The organism is Amycolatopsis sp. NPDC098790, assembly GCF_044759945.1.
In the GTDB taxonomy this organism is placed as follows: domain Bacteria; phylum Actinomycetota; class Actinomycetes; order Mycobacteriales; family Pseudonocardiaceae; genus Amycolatopsis.
Genome location: NZ_JBIWAI010000006.1, coordinates 330,200 through 345,393, shown reverse-complemented (window position 1 = coordinate 345,393; position 15,194 = coordinate 330,200). Strand labels below are relative to the sequence as shown.

Sequence of the window (15,194 nt, the reverse complement as noted above, 5' to 3'; positions counted from 1 at the left end):
GAGCGCCGATCCACCCGGGCGCCGTCGATCTTGCCGGGTCAGCTCCCCAGGACCGCGCGCAGGCCGGGCTGGAGCCGGTCGCCGTGGGCGCGGACCAGGTCGTCGCACAGCTGCCAGATCCGCTCGACCGGCAGCGCCGCCGCGGTGGCCGGGTCGGTCATCGCGGCGTGGCGGATGTGCCTCGGGTCGTCCTCGACCGCCGCGCGCACGACGAGGTCGTTCATGCTCAGGTACGTCCGGTTGAGCGCCGCGAGCTGCGGCGGCAGCGCGCCGATCCGGGTCGGCCGGACGCCGGTTCCGTCGGCCAGGCACGGCACCTCGACCACCCCGCCCGACGGCAGGTTCGAGATCAGCCCGCGGTTGACGACGTTGCCGTAGACCGTCCGCGGCGTGCCGGTGACCAGGCTGTGGACGATCTGCGGCGCGTACTCGTTCGTGCCTTCGACGGGCAGCGGCTCGTCGGCGGCGATCGCGTGCCGCGTCTTCTCGTACTCGGCCTCGTTCTCCGCGACGATGTCGAGGTAGGCGCCGATCGGCAGCCGCAGCCGCTCGATCTCGCTGTCGTGCCCGAGGTACCACGGGACGTACTCGGCGGAGTGCTCGCTGGTCTCGGTCGGGTAGTAACCCAGGCGCCGGAACATGTCGAACCGGACCCGCCGGCGCAGCTGCGCGTCGGTCTCGGCCAGCTCCGCCAGCCGCGGGTACAGGTCGCTCCCCCGGTGCTCGAACCGCAGCACCCACGCCTGGTGGTTGACGCCGGCGGCGACGTAGGTGACCTCCTCGAACGGCACCCCGACCAGCTCCGCCAGCCCGTGCACGGTCCAGTACACCGAATGGCAGAGCCCGACGACCCGGGTCAGCCCGGTCGCCTCGGTGAGGTACTGGACGTTCATCGCCATCGGGTTCGTGTAGTTCAGCAGCCACGCGTCCGGGCAGACGTCGAGGACGTCACGGCCCAGCTCCGCGAGGAACGGGAACGTCCGCAGCGCGCGGAAGATCCCGCCGACGCCGAGGGTGTCGCCGATGGTTTGACGCAGTCCGTGGCGCGCGGGTACTTCGAAGTCGGTGCGGGTCGCCTCGCCCATTCCGATTTGGACGATGTTCACGACGAAGTCCGCGCCCGTCAACGCTTCCCGCCGGTCGAGGTGCGCGGTGAGCACCGGCTTGACGCCGCGGACGGCGGCGATGCGCCGGGCCGCGGCCAGCGCGGTCGCGAGCCGGTCGGGGTCGATGTCGTGCAGGGCGACGTGGATCCCGTCGAGTTCGGGGTAGGCGAACAGGTCGGCGAGCAGTCCCTGGGTGAACACGACGCTGCCGGCGCCGACGAAGGTGATCTTGGGGGTCATGGGATCCGATCCGGTGGTTCGAGGGGCGGGCTCAGGCCTTGAGCCCGCTGGAGGTGATGGACTGGATGAACGTTTTCTGCGCGCCGAGGAACGCGAGCAGCACCGGCAGGACGGTGATGACGTTGCCCGCCATCACCGCGGCCCAGTTCGTGTGGTGCTGGCCCTGGAACGTGGTGAGGCCCAGCTGCAGCGTGTACACCGTGTCGTGGTTGAGCGCGATCAGCGGCCAGGTCAGGTCGTTCCACGTGCTCAGGAACGTCAGCACGGCCACGGTGCTCAACGCGGGCCGCGACAGCGGCAGCACGATCGTGAACAGCACGCGCAGGCGCGAGCAGCCGTCGATCCACGCCGCCTCTTCGAGTTCCCGGGGCAGCGAAAGGAAGAACTGGCGCAGCAGGAACACCGCGAACGGCGTGACCAGCGACGGCACGATGAGCGCGCCGAGGCTGTCGATCAGGCCGAGCTTCTTCATCACCAGGAACGTCGGGATCATGGTGAGCTGGAACGGGATCGCCATCGTCGCGATCATCAAGGCGAGCAACGTCCGCGAGCCGGTGAACCGCATCCGCGCGAACGCGTACCCGCCGAGCGCGCCGAACAGCAGGTTCGACACGACGGTCACCGCCGACACGATCAGCGAGTTCCCGATCCAGCGCACGAAAAGCGCGTTCTCGAGGACGTACCGGTAGCCCTCGAAGTCCACATGGGACGGCCAGAGCGAGGGCGGGAACCGGTTGATCTCGGCGTTGCTCATCACCGAGCTGAGCAGCAGCCACACCAGCGGCGCGGCGAACACCAGCGCCAGCGGGAGCAGCAGCAGGTGCCAGGCGCTGAACGGCAGCCGCGGCCGGCGCACCGCGGGCAGCGTGCGCGGCGCGGCCACGCTGTCGATCCGGGCGGTCACCGGAGTGCCTTGCGCGGGCGGCGAACCAGGCGCACGGCGACCACGACCACCAGCAGGGCCACCGCCAGGACGTAGGCCGAGGCCGCGCCGTAGCCGGCGGTGAAGTTCTTGAACGCCTGCTCCCAGACGAAGTAGACGATCGCCGTCGTGGAGCCGAGCGGGCCGCCCTTGGTCGTCACGTACACGAGGTCGAACACCTGCAGCGACGTGATCAGCTGCCACAGCACCAGGAACGCCGTCACCGGCAGCACCGCGGGCAGCGTCACGTGCCGCAGCACGCGCCAGGTGCCGGCGCCGTCCAGCCGGGCGGCCTCGACGAGCGACGGCGGGACGTCCTGCAGCGCGGCCAGGTACACCACGACGCAGAAGCCGGTGCCGCTCCAGAGCGTGATGCCGACGAGCACGAGCAGCGCCTGCGCCGGATCGGTCAGGAATCCTTGCGGGGAAACGCCGAAGTGGTGCAGCACCGAGTTCGCCGCGCCGAACTGCGGGTCGAGGATGAAGGAGAACAGCACGCCCTGCGCCGTCGCCGACAGCACGAACGGGACGAACACGAGCGTCCGGTACACCCCGATCAGCCGGATGCGCCGGTTCAGCGCCTGGGCCAGCAGGAAACCGAACAGGACACTCAGCGGGACGTAGAGCACCGTGTAGAGGACGGTGTTGCCGACGGCCTGGGCGAAGTGCGGGTCCTGGGCGAGCGCGGCGTAGTTGTCGAGCCCGACGAACCGGCTCGGCGTCACGAGGTCGTCGGCCTGGAAGGACAGCAGCAGCGACCAGGCGACGGGGACCACGCCCAGGCCGAGGATGATGAGCACGGAGGGCGAGACGTAGGTCCACGCGGCGGCGGTCTCGCGGCGGCGCCTGCGCTGTGCGGGGTTCACGGTGAGGGGACTCGGCAGTCCGGGCATGGCGGCTCCCTAGCGGGGGATGATCAGGGCGGCGTTCGCGGCCGCGGCGCAGTCGCGCAGGGCGTCGGCCGGGGTGGCCTGGCCGAGCAGCACGGCGACGATCGCGGTGCCGACGGCCGCCGACACCTGGGGGTAGGCCGGGTGCACCGGCCGGACGCGGGCGTTCGCCAGCGCGTCCACGAACACCGGCAGCCCCGGCGTCGCGGCGGTTTTCTCCTGCCACGCGGGCAGGTCCTTGGTCTGCGGGCTCAGCGGGAGGCTGCCCGCGCCGTCGTCCCAGCGGACGTCCTGGGCCGGGTTCGCCAGCCAGGACAGGAAAGTGCGTGCCGCTTCGACGCGCTCCTCGCCGTTGTCGAAGAGCGTCCAGGTGTCCGGGCCGGAGATCGTCACCGGGCGGCCGCTGAAGGTGGGCAGCGGCACGACCGCGTAGTCGATGCCCGCGTCGGTGATGTCGGGCAGCTGCCACGGGCCGGTCGGGACCATGCCGATGTGGCCGGCCGCGAACGCCTGGTACATCTGCTCGCTGCCGGTTTTCGGGTCCAGGTAGACGGACTTGGCCGCGGCGAGGTCGCGGACGACCTCCAGCGCCCGCACGCCCTGGTCGGCGAACCCGATGCCGCGGCCGCCCGCGCCGATGACGTCGCCGCCGAGGTCCCACACCATCGGCCAGATCCGCCAGACCGTGTCCTCGTCGCCGGTGGCGGGCCAGGCGGTGCCGAAGGTGCCGTCGGCCGGGTCGGTGAGTTTCCGTGCCGCGTCGACGAAGTCGGCCCACGTCCAGCCGGCCGCGGGCAGCGGGAGCCCGGCCTCGTCGAACAACTCCTTGTTGCACACCACGGCCAGCGAGTCGAGCAACGCCGGGACCGCGCGCACGCGGCCGTTGACGGTGACCGCTTCCCGTGCCGGGGCCCAGAAACCGGGCCCGGCGTCAACGAGGTCGGTGACGTCGACGACGCTCGGGCTGCGCGCCACGCTGGCCAGGTCCGAGCCGAAGACGTAGGCGATGTCCGGGAACGAGCCTGACGCGAGCGCGGCGGTGACCTTCTGCAGCATCGCGTCGGAGAGCACGCCGCCGCCCAGGTCGACCCGGATCCCGGGGTGGGTCCGGTGGAAGTCCGCGACGAGCTCGTCGAGGACCTTCTTGCCGGTGTCGGTCTGGCCGTGCCAGACCTCGACGGTGACCGGCCCGCCCGTGCTCCGGGCCGGCCCGCAGCCGGCCACGGCGGCGCCGAGCGTCAGCCCGCCGACGCCGCGCAGGAACCCGCGCCGGTCCATCAGCAGGTCTTGCGGACGTAGCCGGCTTCGCCCTTCGGGACGACGTCGAGGTCGCGCCGCACGATGCTCAAGGAGCTCCACCGGCTGCAGGCGGTCTTGAGCCCGCTGTCGGTGTACTCGATGACGATCACGTGGTCGCCGAACGCAGGCGTGAACTCGCCGCAGTTCTTCTGCTGGCCGCATTCCTCGGCGATGGCGAAGTCGAGCCCGTTCGCCTGGCGGTTCCCGGACAGTTCGGAGGTGTTCTTCTGCCCGATCGCCAAGCCCTTTTCGTGGGCGTGGGCGGAAAGCAGGCGGATGTAGGCCTGGGCGTCGCCGTCGGACAGCAGGTCACGCGAGCGCGTGAAGCTGTCGTAGTTGTCGGGCTCGACGGCCTGGTAACCCTTGGCCGCGCAGTCGTCGACCCAGGCGTTGACCTTCGCGGCGATCCGCTGGCGCTTGTCGGCGGTGCGGAGGTCGAGGAGGGCTTCGTCCCAGTCCTCGTCGATGACGACGTTGCCGTTCGCGTCCTTGAGGAGGAGGTCGCCCCATTCGCTTTCGGCGCCGGGCTGCGCTTGGAAAGCGTTGACGTAGCAGATGTTGTAGAGCCCTTGGGCGGGCTGGGCCGTGTGGTCGCGGCTGACCACCTTGACGTCGCTCGCCGGGGTGTAGGCCCCGCCGATCTGGTAGTCGAAGCCGGCGTGCACCGGGGGTGGGGTGACCGCGGCCGTCGTCGTCGCGCCGGTCGCCGGGGTCGCGTCGGCGGAGCAGGCGGTACCGGCCAGGACCACGGCGGCCAAGGCCGCTCCGGTGAGGAACTGAACGCGGGGAAGGGGCATCCTCGGACTCCGGATGGTGGTGGGCACGACCCCGCCTCGGACCACGAGCAGGTCCTGGCGACTCAGTCCGGGCTCGCGGCGGCGGCCGACATACCGGCTGGGCGTACCTCTGACGTCGGGCGTTCGTTCGACGTGGTGAGCAGTAAAGCGAGCAGGACCGGGCATGTCAAGTGCTCGATAGTGCGTGATTGGTGCCCTAAATGGACAAGATTGCGCGCCTGGTAGAAACAGCAAGACCGATTTCCGCAGTTCCCGGGAGTGTGATGACCGCCAGCGCGCCGGGGCCGGTCGAGGCGCAGTTCCGGGCGTCGGTCACGCGGTTCGCGGGCCCGGCGCGCGCGGTCGCGACGACGGTCGTCGGCGTGTTCGGCGTCGTGGCCACTCCGGGGGACGCGCTGCCGCTGGCGTTCGGCCTGCTCGGGCTGAGCTTGCTGGCGACTGCTTTCACGAGGTCGTTCGCGCTGGCGGCGGTGCGGGCCGCGGCGGTGGCGGCGTGCCAGCCGTGGATCACGTCGGTGCCGGGCGAGGCCAGCCTGTGGGCGGTGAACGTCCTGACGATCACCGCGATCACGTGGCAGTGGGAGCACTCGCCCCGGCTGACCGGGCCGGTGCTGGTGGGGTTGCTGGCGCTCGGGACGGCGTTCGGCGGCGAGGACTGGCTGCCGGTGGCGTTGCGGGTGGTGGTGGAGAGCGTGCTGGCCCGGGTGGCGTTCGTGGTCCTGGTCCGCTGGACGGCCCGCACGGACGCGGCGCGCGCGGAGCAGGCGGCCCTCGAGCAGACGGCGGCGCTCGACCGCGACCGGCGCCGACGTGAGCGCGAGTACCTGGCGTTGTTGCACGACACGGCGTCGGCGACGTTCCTGGCGGTGGCTTCGGGGACGGCGGCCGACCGGGCTTCGGTGGCGGCGTACGCGGCTCGCGACCTGGCGATCTTGACGGCCCCGGACCGCTCGGCGGACGCGCCGGTCGACGTCGAGGCGGGGTTGCGCCGAGTGCTGTCCGGCCGGGCGCTGCCGGTGACGGCGGTGTGGGAGCCGGTGCCACTGGTGCCGGCGGCCGCGGCGTTGGCGTTGGTGCGTGCGGCGGAGGAGGCGTTGCGCAACGCGGAACGCCATTCAGGCGCGGGCTCGGTTTCGGTGCGGTTGTTCCCGGTGGCGGACGGGGTGTCGGTGACGATCAGCGACGAGGGGGCAGGCTTCGACCCGGAGGGGGTACCCGCGGCGCGACGCGGGGTACGTGGATCGGTGGTGGAGCGGATGCGGGCGGCGGGAGGGACGGCGGAGGTGCGGTCGGCGCCGGGCGCGGGGACGACGGTGACGTTGAGGTGGACACGTGGTTGAGCCGGCGGCCGGGCCTGCGTTCCCATTCGAGCGTGGTCGCATCGCTGGTGCGCTCGCGTCGTCCCTCACCGATCCCGCAACCCGGCTCGCCGCGGCCATCCGGATCGTCCTGCTCGGCGTCACCGGCACCATCCAGCTCGGCCTCAGCCTCCCTCCCCTGCTCCGCCACCAAGCCGCCTACCGCCCACCCCTCACCCCGGACCTGGTCTACGGTCTCCTCGCCGCGGTCCTCGCCCTCTGCGCCGTCTGGATCCTCCGCCGCAAGCCACTCCCCACCGCCGTCGCGATCGCCGGCACCCTTGTCGTCCTCCTCGGCTCCGCCGCCGCCACCGATGCTCTCCCGGCCGGCTCCTTCTTCCGCGAACCGCACTGGTCCTTCGGGCTCGTCGGGTGGCACCTGCTCGTCCTGCTCGCCGACCGCACCCCCGCCCTGCTCGCCGCGCTCGGGGTGCACGTCGGCGCCGGTATCGTCCAGTTCCTGCTCGACGGCGACCCCACCCGCACCGAGCTGGGCGACGCCGCCATCGTGCTGTTCGCCGTCACCACCTTCCAGCTCGCCATCGTCGGCCTGATCCGGCTGCTCGACCGCCGGGCCTCCGACGCCGCCGCGGCCGCCGCCGAGCGTGAACGGCTCGCCACCCGGGCCGCCCTCGCCGCGCAGGCCGGGCGGGACCTGCGGGCCGGGTTCGCCGAACAGCTCGGGGCCACTCTCCCGCTGCTCGCCGCGCTCGCCGACGGGACCGTCGATCCCGCCACGCCCGATGCCCGCGCCCGGTGCGCGCTCGCCGCCGCGCAGCTGCGGCGCCTCTTCGCCGAGAACGACGACGTGCCCGACCCGCTGGTCCACGAGGTCACCGCCGGCCTGGACGTCGCCGAACGGCGCGGGGTCGCCGTGACCCTCGCCGTCAGCGGGGACGTCGTCGCCGTGCCGCCCGAAGTGCGCCGCGAGCTGGCCGCGCCCGTGTTCACCGCGCTGGCCGCCGCCCGGACCCGGGCGCGCGTGAGCGTGCTGCGGACCCCCGAACTGGTGCGCGTCGCCGTCTTCGCCGATGGTGAGGCGGAATTCACCGGATCGGCAGCGGTCGGTGTCACGTCCCAGTCGCGGGACGGACAGACCCGGATGGAGGCGCGGTGGCGACCCGAGTGACGGCGGTGGTGGTCGACGACCACCCGGCGGTGCGTGCCGGCGTGGCGTACTGGCTGGCGGCCGGCGACCCGCCGATCGACGTCGTCGCCGAGGGCGAGGACGTCAAAGCCGCCTGGCTCGGCGACGGCGCGGCCGCCGACGTCGTGATCTTCGACCTGCACCTGGGCGGTCCCGCGCCGGCGTTCGGCGACCTGCGGCGGCTGGCCGAGGCCGGGCGCCGGGTGGTCGTCTACTCGATGCGCGCGGACGACGAAGTCGCCTTGCAGTGCCTCGAACTGGGCGCGCTCACCTACCTGACGAAGGCCGAGGGCGCCGAGCACCTCGTGGAGGCGACGCGGGCCGCCGCGCAGGACCGGCCCTACACCCCGCCGTCGCTGGCCGGGGCACTCGCCGGGGACCGGTCGGAGACGCGCCCCGCGCTGTCGGCGCGCGAGGCCGAGGTGCTCGTCGAGTGGTTCCAGTCCGAGTCGAAGGAGTTCGTCGCGCACCGGCTGGGGATCTCGTCCAGCACGGTGAACTCCCACCTCGAGCGGATCCGGGTCAAGTACGCGCGCATCGGCCGCGAGGCGCCCACGAAGGCCGCGCTGGTCGCGCGCGCGATCCAGGACGGCCTGATCGGCGTCGACGATCTGTGACCTCCGTGTGGTGCGAACAGCCCACACCGCGGGTACGGCGTTCGGGTTAGCGTCCCGCTGACGGAGCCGCGAGGGCGCCCCGTACCGGCCGCCGCGACCGTCCTGGGGGCGGCCGCGGCGCTCGGCTCCGCCCGGCCGGAACCCGTCCGGCGGGCTGTCCGAGGAGATCCATGAAGCACGTCCGCACCACCGCCCTGCTCGCCGCCGTCGCCACCGCGCTCCTGCTGTCCGCCTGCGGCGAAGAGCCCGGCCAGGCCGCACCCGCCGCCCCGACCAGCGCGCCGGCCGCACCGACGTCGGAGCCCTCCGAGTCCTCGACGGCCGCGGCCGCTCCGGCGGGCGACGTCACCGAGCCCGGTACCGAGCTGAAGCTCGGCGAGCGCGCGGTGGTCCCGTTCAAGTACGGCACGACCAAGTCCGGCACGATCGCGATCACCGTGACGGCGATCGAGCAGGGCGCCAACGCCGACCTCGCGAAGTACGGCGACAAGGCGAAGGGCATCACGCCGTACTACCTGCGGGCGACGGTCGAGAACGTCGACGGTGCCGACCTGGCGTACTCGTCCATTTCGCTGCGCGCGCTCGGCGCCGACGGCAAGTCGACGGGCGTGATCATCACCGGCAGCACCGACCGGTGCAAGTCCGGCACGGCGGGCAAGGACTTCACCTCGGCGGGCGCGAAGTTCGAAACGTGCACGCTGCAGGGCGCCCGCGAAGGCGCGACGGTCGAGGCCGCGACGTTCGACAAGGGCGACGGCTACGACAAGTCGCCGGTGGTCTGGAAGAACTAGCCGCGCGCACCTGCCACCGCGACAGTTCGCCCGTACAAGTATTGTGCCTCGCAAGTCTTGGGGCGCAGACGGCGGCCGGGCTCGGGGGAGGCGCCGATGGCGGACGGCAGGACGGACCCCGCCCCGGAAAGCCGCCCGGAGGACGACGAACTCGCACTGCGCGACCTGCACGACCGCATCCTCGCCCACCAGCGCGCCATCGAGGAGCACCTCAACCGGGACCGGCCCGCCTCCCCCGGACTCGGCTCCCCGACCTGACCGGCCGTCTCTCCTTTGACAAGCGGAGAGGTCTCCACTACCTTCGACGAGGTATCCGGAGACCTCTCCGCATCTTGCCGTCAGGGAGACACCCCCATGCACTACGTGAAGCTCGGCACCACCGGCCTCGACGTCTCGCCCATCGCGATCGGCGCGATGACCTACGGCGAACCCGACCGCGGCCACCCCGTCTGGTCCCTCGGCGAAGAAGACGCGCGCCCGCTGATCAAGCACGCCCTCGACGCGGGCATCAACTTCTTCGACACCGCCAACATGTACTCGAACGGCTCCAGCGAGGAGATCCTCGGCCGCGCGCTCAGGGACTTCGCCGACCGCGACGAAGTCGTGATCGCCACCAAGCTGCGCCACCCCATGCGCCCGGGCCCCAACGGAAAAGGCTTGTCCCGCAAGGCGATCATGACCGAGGCCGACCATTCGCTGCGCCGGCTCGGCACCGATCACATCGACCTCTACCAGGTGCACCGCAACGACCACGCCACCCCGCTGGAGGAAACCCTCGAAGCACTGCACGACCTGGTCAAGGCCGGCAAGGTGCGGTACCTGGGCGCGTCTTCGATGCACGCGTGGGAGTTCGCGAAAGCCCTGCACCTGCAGCGCGAGCACGGCTGGGCGCGGTTCGTGTCCATGCAGGACCACTACAACCTGCTCCACCGCGAGGAAGAACGCGAAATGATCCCGCTGTGCCTCGACGAAGGCGTCGGCACGATCATCTGGAGCCCGCTGGCCCGCGGCCGCCTCGCCCGCGCCTGGGACGACGCGAAGTCCACGGCCCGCGCCGAAACCGACGGCGCCTTCGCCGACCTGCTCTACTCGCCCACCGAAGAGGCGTCGAACCGCGCGATCGCCGACGCCGTCGGGAAAACCGCCGGCGCGCACGGCGTGAGCCGCGCGCAGATCGCCCTCGCGTGGCTGCGCCACCAGCCCGTGGTCACCGCTCCCCTGGTCGGCGCCGGGTCGATCGAGCAGATCGACGACGCCGTCGCGTCATTGGACGTGCGGCTCACCGACGACGAAGTCCGCGCGCTCGAAGCGCCCTACACCCCGCGCTACGACTGGCAGGGCGTCTCCGACGAGTCCGAACTGGACGCGATCCGGGCCCGCATCCCCGGTATGGCCCTGAAGTAGCGGACGGCCGGGCCGCTCACGGGGGAACGGCCCGGCGGCCGGTCAGGCCGCGCCGCCGCGGAAACCCCGCAGCCGCAGGCTGTTGCCGACCACGAACACCGAGCTGACCGCCATCGCCGCGCCCGCGATCATCGGGTTCAGCAACCCGGCCGCGGCCAGTGGCAGGGCCGCCAGGTTGTAGGCGAACGCCCAGAACAGGTTGCCCTTGATCGTGCGCAACGTGCGGCGCGACAGCCGGATCGCGTCGGCCACCGCACGGAGGTCGCCGCGGACCAGCGTGAGGTCGCTCGCCTCGATCGCGACGTCCGTGCCGGTGCCCATGGCCAGCCCCAGGTCGGCTTGGGCGAGCGCCGGCGCGTCGTTGACGCCGTCGCCGACCATCGCGACGACCTTGCCCTCGTCCTGCAGCCGCTTGACGACGTCCAGCTTGTCCGCGGGCAGCACCTCGGCGATCACCTCGTCGATCCCGACCTCGTCGGCCACCGCGCGGGCGGCGGCCGCGTTGTCCCCGGTCAGCAGCACCGGAGTCAGCCCGAGCGCGCGCAACTGGGTGATCGCTTCGGCCGAGGTCGGCTTGACCATGTCGGCGACGACAAGGACGCCACGGGCCGCGCCGTCCCAGGCCACGGCGACCGCCGTCTGCCCCTGCCTCTCCGCCGTGGCTTTCGCTTTCGCCAGCTCCTCGGGCAGCGGCTGGCTCCAGTCTTCCAGCAGCGCCGTGCGTCCGATGAGGACCGCGTGCCCGTCGACGATTCCTTGCACGCCAAGGCCTTCCACGTTCGAGAAGTCCTCGACGGCCGGCAGCTCGACGCGTTCGCGGGCACCGCGGGCGATGGCGGCCGCGATCGGGTGTTCCGACGCGTCTTCCAGGGCGCCGGCCAGCCGCAGCAGCTCGGTTTCCTCGACACCTTCGCCCGCGTGCACGCCGATGAGCGTCATCCGGCCGGCGGTGACCGTGCCGGTCTTGTCCAGCACCACGGTGTCGACGCGGCGGGTGGACTCCAGCACTTCCGGGCCCTTGATCAGGATGCCGAGCTGGGCGCCGCGGCCGGTGCCGACCAGCAGCGCCGTCGGCGTGGCCAGGCCGAGCGCGCACGGGCAGGCGATGATCAGCACCGCGACCGCGGCGGTGAACGCGGCCGCCGCGCCGGCGCCGCTGCCGAGCCAGAAGCCGAGCGTGGCCACGGCCAGCCCGATCACGATCGGCACGAACACCCCGGACACCCGGTCGGCCAGGCGCTGCACGTCGGCCTTGCCGCTTTGGGCGTCCTCGACCAGCTTGGCCATCCGCGCGAGCTGCGTGTCCGCCCCGACCCGGGTGGCCCGCACGACCAGCCGGCCGCCGGCGTTGACGGTCGCGCCGGTGACGGCGTCGCCTTCACCGACCTCGACGGGCACCGACTCGCCGGTGAGCATGGAGGCGTCGACCGCGGACTTGCCTTCGTCGACCACGCCGTCGGTGGCGATCTTCTCGCCGGGCCGCACGACGAACCGGTCGCCCACCGCCAGCTCCGCGGCCGGGATCCGGACCTCGGCGCCGCCGCGCAGCACCGCGACCTCCTTCGCGCCCAGTTCCAGCAGAGCCCGCAGCGCGGCGCCCGCGCGGCGCTTGGACCGCGCCTCGAAGTAGCGGCCGGCCAGGAGGAACGTGGTGACGCCCGCGGCGACCTCGAGGTAGACGTTGCCGGCGCCGTCCGAGGGCGCGACCGTCAGCTCGAAGGGGTGCACCATCCCCGGCTCGCCGGCCGTGCCGAACAGCAGTGCCCACACCGACCACGCGAACGCGGCCAGCACACCCATCGACACGAGCGTGTCCATGGTCGCGGCGCCGTGGCGCAGGTTCGTCCACGCCGCCCGGTGGAACGGCCACGCGCCCCAGGTGACCACCGGCGCGGCCAGCGTCAGCGAAATCCACTGCCAGTAGGTGAACTGCAGCGCCGGCACCATGGCCAGGAGGATCACGGGCACCGCGAGGACCGCACTGGTGATCAGCCGCTGCCGCAAGGGTTTCGCCGGGTCGTCGTCGTGGTCCGGTTCGGCTTTCTCCCGCTGCGGCAAGGCGGCGCGGTACCCGGCAGCCTCGACCGTGGCCACCAGCGTGGCCGGGTCGACGCCGTCGGGAGCGTGCACGCGGGCCTTCTCGGTGGCGTAGTTGACCGAAGCGGTGACGCCGTCGAGCTTGTTCAGCTTGCGCTCGATGCGGTGGGCGCAGGACGCGCACGTCATGCCCCCGATCGCGAGTTCGATCTCGGTCATGCTCGGCTCTCCTTCCGCGGTCAGTGGCCGGTGGCGACGGTGAACTCGGCCGTCCGCACGACGCCGTCGTGGCGGAAGTCGAGGAACAGCCGGTAGGTCCCCGCGCTGGGAACTTCGGCGGCGAAGTGCACGGCGGGTCCGGGCACCGGTTCGCCGTCGGGGTGGACGTGCAGGTAGGCGAGGTCCCCTCCGCGCAACGCGACCAGGTGCCCGTAGGCGCCGAGGTAGGGCTGCAGGTCGGTCACCGGGACGCCGTCCCGGCTGACGGTCAGCGTCAGCGGCGACGTCTTCCCGGCGGTCAGGTCCCCGGCGAGGTCGACGCGGTAGCCGTCGACGTTCGCGACGCGGCCGGGCGCGAAGGTCGCCGGCCGGTAGTCGCCGGAAACCGCGAGGTCGACGCCGAGGGTCATCGGCTTCCCGCCGGTCGGCGCGAAGTCGGCGAACGCGCGGTAGGACCCCGCGGCGGGCAGCGTCAGCGGGACGCTCCACGTGCCGTCCGGCGCCGGTTCGGGGTGGACGTGCTGGAAGCCCGAGGTGTCGCGGCGGACCACGATCAGGTGCAGCTTCTTCTCGTGCTCGACGTCGAACGCGGTGACGGGCCCGCCGTCCGGACCGGTGATGCGGAAGGTGAACCGCCCGGCTTCGGCGACCGGGTCGGCGAAGGTGTAACCGTCCTGACTGGACGCGAGTCCGCCCGGAAGCCGGGTTACGGCGGGCATTTCCGCGTGGCCGCCGCCGTGCGCGGTGTCCTCAGTGGACGCGGTCGCGACCGGGCCCGCCGTCTTGCCCACGACGAATCCGCCGGCCGCGAGCAGGGCGAGCGCCCCGGCGAAAGCGGCGAGCCGTGGTGCGGTGTTCATGGCGTCCTCCAGGAACGGTGGTGTCCCGACCAGGTCGACCATACCCCTAGGGGGTAGCCGTATCAAGCCGGGTGCGGAAGGTGGTCACGCGGCGCGTTCCGCAGCGATCGATGCGAAAGCGGTAGACTGCGGCGGTGGAGCGACGACCGACCGGCCGGCCGCGGGGCTTCGACCCCGACGCCGCGCTCGAGCGCGCCCTGCTGGTCTTCTGGGAGCACGGCTACGAGGGAGCGAGCCTGGCCACCCTCACCGAGGCGATGGGCATCTCCACCACCAGCATGTACGCGACCTTCGGCAACAAGGAAAAGCTGTTCCGCAAGGCCGTGGAGCGCTACACCGAAGGCCCCAGCGCGTACGTCGTGGACGCCCTGGACCAGCCCACCGCATTCGAGGTCACCACCGCGCTCATCGCGGGCACCATCGCGACGACCACCCGGCCGGCCGGCCCCCACGGCTGCCTCGGCGTGCAAGGCGCCCTGGTCACCGGCGACTCCGCCCGCAGCGCCCGCGAACTGCTCGTCGGCTGGCGCGACGACGGCTACGCCACCCTCCGCGACCGGTTCGAACGAGCCGTCGACGACGGTGATCTGCCCCCGGAAGCCGACCCGGCGGTGCTCGCCCGCTTCGTCACGGCCCTCGCGTACGGCATCGCGGTGCAGGCCGCCGGCGGTGTCGCGCGCGAGGAACTCCAGGAAATGGCCGACGCCGCCCTGCGCGCCTGGCCCCTCACCTGACCTTTCCGCATCGATCGATGTGAAACGTGTTACGGTCGAATTCTGCATCGATCGATGCGGAAGTCGACGAGACAGGCAGGCCATGACCGTCACTCTGATCACCGGCGCCAACAAGGGCATCGGCTTCGAGACCGCGAAGCAGCTCCTGGCCCAGGGCCACACCGTCTACATCGGAGCCCGCGACGAAGAGCGCGGCGAGAAGGCGGCGGCCGCGCTCGGCGCGCGGTTCGTCCGGCTGGACGTCACCGATGACGCGTCGGTCGCCGACGCGCTGGCCACCGTCGGCTCGGCCGAAGGACGCCTCGACGTCCTGGTCCACAACGCCGGCATCCTCGCCGGCGAAGCCCTCGACGGTCCCACCGCGCTGCGGGCCTTCGACACCAACGCCGTGGGGATCGTGCGCGTCACCGAGGCGGCACTCCCCTGGCTGCGCAAGTCGTCGAACCCCACCGTGGTCACGGTGTCCAGCAGCGCCGGCTCGTTCTGGGCGGTGACCAACCCCGACCGGCCGGAGTACCAGCTGCCGCTCGCGCTCTACTCCGCGTCCAAGGCCGCGGCCACCATGCTGACCGTCCAGTACGCGAAGTCCCAGCCGGGCATCAGGTTCAACGCCGTCGAGCCCGGCACGACCGCCACCGACATGACGGCCGCGTTCGGCATCGGCCGGTCACCGGCGGAGAGCGCCGAGGTCGTCGTCCGGCTGGCCACTCTGGACGGCGACGGCCCCACCGGAACGCTGCAGGACGAGACCGGGGTGCTGCCCTTCTAGAACG

At 72.2% G+C, this 15,194-nt stretch carries 15 protein-coding genes; 8 read left to right on the top strand and 7 right to left on the bottom strand.

Annotated features, from left to right (window positions below; all coding sequences use genetic code 11):
- Window positions 1–38 precede the first annotated feature (38 nt).
- From ACIQWX_RS38720 to ACIQWX_RS38700, 5 genes are read right to left on the bottom strand one after another with little or no spacing between them, the layout of a single operon-like run.
- Window positions 39–1,346 carry an alpha-glucosidase/alpha-galactosidase gene (locus tag ACIQWX_RS38720; protein WP_400882007.1) on the bottom strand — a complete coding sequence of 436 codons (1,308 nt, stop codon included), beginning with the start codon at window positions 1,344–1,346 and terminating at the stop codon, window positions 39–41.
- A 31-nt stretch (window positions 1,347–1,377) separates the two neighbouring features.
- The gene (locus ACIQWX_RS38715; RefSeq protein WP_400882004.1) at window positions 1,378–2,250 is read right to left on the bottom strand and encodes a carbohydrate ABC transporter permease; all 873 of its coding nucleotides are present in this window, start codon (window positions 2,248–2,250) and stop codon (window positions 1,378–1,380) included.
- Window positions 2,247–3,161 (bottom strand): carbohydrate ABC transporter permease, encoded by a 915-nt coding sequence (locus ACIQWX_RS38710; protein WP_400882001.1) that lies wholly within the window; start codon window positions 3,159–3,161, stop codon window positions 2,247–2,249. Before ACIQWX_RS38710 ends, ACIQWX_RS38715 begins: the two co-directional genes overlap by 4 nt.
- A 9-nt stretch (window positions 3,162–3,170) precedes the next feature.
- On the bottom strand, window positions 3,171–4,436 hold the full coding sequence (locus ACIQWX_RS38705; RefSeq protein WP_400881998.1) for an ABC transporter substrate-binding protein: 1,266 nt from the start codon (window positions 4,434–4,436) through the stop codon (window positions 3,171–3,173).
- Complete coding sequence (locus ACIQWX_RS38700; RefSeq protein WP_400881995.1) at window positions 4,436–5,254, bottom strand: endo alpha-1,4 polygalactosaminidase; 819 nt, start codon at window positions 5,252–5,254, stop codon at window positions 4,436–4,438. Before ACIQWX_RS38700 ends, ACIQWX_RS38705 begins: the two co-directional genes overlap by 1 nt.
- A 263-nt stretch (window positions 5,255–5,517) precedes the next feature.
- Between ACIQWX_RS38700 and ACIQWX_RS38695 the strand changes: the two genes are divergently transcribed.
- The 6 genes from ACIQWX_RS38695 (at window position 5,518) to ACIQWX_RS38670 (ending at window position 10,571) form a co-directional block, all read left to right on the top strand.
- On the top strand, window positions 5,518–6,594 hold the full coding sequence (locus tag ACIQWX_RS38695; protein WP_400881992.1) for a sensor histidine kinase: 1,077 nt from the start codon (window positions 5,518–5,520) through the stop codon (window positions 6,592–6,594).
- Entirely contained in the window at window positions 6,587–7,741 is a 1,155-nt protein-coding gene (locus tag ACIQWX_RS38690) for a hypothetical protein (protein WP_400881989.1), read from the top strand. Before ACIQWX_RS38695 ends, ACIQWX_RS38690 begins: the two co-directional genes overlap by 8 nt.
- Window positions 7,726–8,376, top strand: coding sequence for a response regulator (locus ACIQWX_RS38685; protein WP_400881986.1), 651 nt, complete (start codon window positions 7,726–7,728; stop codon window positions 8,374–8,376). The genes ACIQWX_RS38690 and ACIQWX_RS38685 overlap by 16 nt, the downstream gene beginning before the upstream one ends.
- Before the next feature lie 170 nt (window positions 8,377–8,546).
- Window positions 8,547–9,167: a hypothetical protein gene (locus tag ACIQWX_RS38680; RefSeq protein ID WP_400881983.1), complete on the top strand. Its 621-nt coding sequence runs from the start codon at window positions 8,547–8,549 to the stop codon at window positions 9,165–9,167.
- Between the two features lie 96 nt (window positions 9,168–9,263).
- The gene (locus tag ACIQWX_RS38675; protein WP_400881980.1) at window positions 9,264–9,425 is read left to right on the top strand and encodes a hypothetical protein; all 162 of its coding nucleotides are present in this window, start codon (window positions 9,264–9,266) and stop codon (window positions 9,423–9,425) included.
- Between the two features lie 96 nt (window positions 9,426–9,521).
- Window positions 9,522–10,571: an aldo/keto reductase gene (locus ACIQWX_RS38670; protein ID WP_400881977.1), complete on the top strand. Its 1,050-nt coding sequence runs from the start codon at window positions 9,522–9,524 to the stop codon at window positions 10,569–10,571.
- Window positions 10,572–10,613: 42 nt separating this feature from the next.
- On the opposite strand, the gene ACIQWX_RS38665 is transcribed toward ACIQWX_RS38670, so the two are convergent.
- Both ACIQWX_RS38665 and ACIQWX_RS38660 read right to left on the bottom strand, forming a co-directional pair.
- Window positions 10,614–12,827 carry a heavy metal translocating P-type ATPase gene (locus ACIQWX_RS38665; RefSeq protein ID WP_400881974.1) on the bottom strand — a complete coding sequence of 738 codons (2,214 nt, stop codon included), beginning with the start codon at window positions 12,825–12,827 and terminating at the stop codon, window positions 10,614–10,616.
- A 20-nt stretch (window positions 12,828–12,847) separates the two neighbouring features.
- Complete coding sequence (locus ACIQWX_RS38660; RefSeq protein ID WP_400883109.1) at window positions 12,848–13,687, bottom strand: hypothetical protein; 840 nt, start codon at window positions 13,685–13,687, stop codon at window positions 12,848–12,850.
- Between the two features lie 134 nt (window positions 13,688–13,821).
- On the opposite strand from ACIQWX_RS38660, the gene ACIQWX_RS38655 reads away from it, so the two are divergent.
- Both ACIQWX_RS38655 and ACIQWX_RS38650 read left to right on the top strand, forming a co-directional pair.
- A complete protein-coding gene (locus ACIQWX_RS38655; protein WP_400881972.1) occupies window positions 13,822–14,421 on the top strand; it encodes a TetR/AcrR family transcriptional regulator in 600 nt (199 codons plus the stop codon).
- A gap of 82 nt (window positions 14,422–14,503) precedes the next feature.
- Complete coding sequence (locus ACIQWX_RS38650; protein ID WP_400881969.1) at window positions 14,504–15,190, top strand: SDR family NAD(P)-dependent oxidoreductase; 687 nt, start codon at window positions 14,504–14,506, stop codon at window positions 15,188–15,190.
- Window positions 15,191–15,194 lie beyond the last annotated feature (4 nt).